Below are 650 nucleotides of genomic sequence, written 5' to 3' on the forward strand. Positions count from 1 at the left end.
CACTATGGTTTTTCCTTCAAATTCAGGTAGTTCTGCAATTCGGTTTGCAGCAACGACAGCGGCGCCTGAAGAGATGCCCGCAAGGATGCCTTCTTCTTCCATTAGTCGACGAGCCATCTCAATTGCTTCTTCAGAAGTCACTGGCTCAACTCGGTCGATAATGTCCAAATCTAGGTTTCCAGGAATGAAACCTGCACCGATACCTTGGATTTTATGTGGTGCTGGTTGAATTTCTTCGCCTGCTAGTGCTTGCGCGATTACTGGTGATTCTGCAGGTTCTACAGCAACAGAAGTGATCGCTTTACCTTTCTCACCTTTAATGTAACGGCTTGTACCAGTGATAGTGCCACCCGTACCAACGCCTGCTACTAGCACATCGATTTCACCGTCTGTCGCATCCCAGATTTCAGGGCCAGTTGTTTTCTCGTGAATTTGTGGGTTAGCAGGGTTGTTGAACTGTTGTAGAAGAAGGTATTTTTCAGGATTGCTTGCTACGATCTCTTCTGCTTTAGCAATTGCGCCTTTCATGCCTTTCGCTGCTTCAGTTAGCTCAAGGTTTGCGCCTAGTGCTTTAAGTAGCTTGCGGCGCTCAAGGCTCATTGATTCAGGCATAGTTAGAGTCAATTTGTAACCGCGAGCGGCTGCTACGA

General features: G+C 47.4%; 1 protein-coding gene. It reads right to left on the bottom strand.

The annotated features are described in order from the left end of the window. A partial coding sequence (locus R8O11_RS28495) for a pyridoxal-phosphate dependent enzyme (RefSeq protein WP_318195030.1) occupies positions 1-650 on the bottom strand: 650 nt, incomplete at both ends.

This window comes from Vibrio sp. 1288, assembly GCF_033344475.1.